Source organism: Paenibacillus sp. 01L418 (assembly GCF_056400045.1).
Genome location: NZ_JBFTSN010000828.1, coordinates 1 through 842 on the forward strand (window position 1 = coordinate 1; position 842 = coordinate 842).

Consider the following 842-nt stretch of genomic DNA (forward strand, 5'->3'; position numbering starts at 1 on the left):
CGAAGCCGGTGGGGTAACCCGCAAGGGAGCTAGCCGTCGAAGGTGGGGTAGATGATTGGGGTGAAGTCGTAACAAGGTAGCCGTATCGGAAGGTGCGGCTGGATCACCTCCTTTCTAAGGAAATACCCGAACCCGATGAGGTTCGGATAAACTTGGCAGTTTATCGCTTACTCGTTGTCAGTTTTGAAAGATTAATCATCTTTCAAAGGAAGTCCAAAGGGAATACCTATGGGCCTTTAGCTCAGCTGGTTAGAGCGCACCCCTGATAAGGGTGAGGTCGGTGGTTCGAGTCCACTAAGGCCCACCATTATCGACTCTGAGAAGTCGGTACCCATACTAAATTTGGGGCCATAGCTCAGCTGGGAGAGCGCCTGCCTTGCAAGCAGGAGGTCAGCGGTTCGATCCCGCTTGGCTCCACCAAAAGAATACTTGTACATTGAAAACTGGATAACGAAAGAAAAGAATTGCTGAAACATCCTTTAAAGCTGTTTTTACGTAAGCGAAGGTGAGCGATCACCTGAGCATTTGGTTAAGCTAGTAAGAGCGCACGGAGGATGCCTAGGCACCAGGAGCCGAAGAAGGACGTGGCGAACAACGATACCGCCCCGGGGAGCCGTAAGCAGGCATTGATCCGAGGATTTCCGAATGGGGAAACCCAGCTRTCGTAATGGAYAGTTACTMYYAACTGAATACATAGGTTAGTAAGAGGCATACCAGGGGAACTGAAACATCTAAGTACCCTGAGGAAGAGAAAACAATAGTGATTCCGTCAGTAGCGGCGAGCGAACGCGGATTAGCCCAAACCAAGGAGCTTGCTYCTTGGGGTTGTAGGACGTCTCACA

Annotated in this window: 2 tRNA genes and 2 rRNA genes; all 4 read left to right on the plus strand. The window is 50.5% G+C overall.

The features are described from left to right. Positions 1-114 (plus strand): 16S ribosomal RNA (locus AC1DSE_RS35930); the annotation flags it as partial. A gap of 116 nt (positions 115-230) precedes the next feature. After that, positions 231-307, plus strand: a tRNA-Ile gene (locus AC1DSE_RS35935). A 37-nt stretch (positions 308-344) separates the two neighbouring features. Further along, positions 345-420: transfer RNA gene (locus tag AC1DSE_RS35940), tRNA-Ala, on the plus strand. A 107-nt stretch (positions 421-527) separates the two neighbouring features. Continuing rightward, positions 528-842: ribosomal RNA gene (locus tag AC1DSE_RS35945) — 23S ribosomal RNA — on the plus strand; the annotation flags it as partial.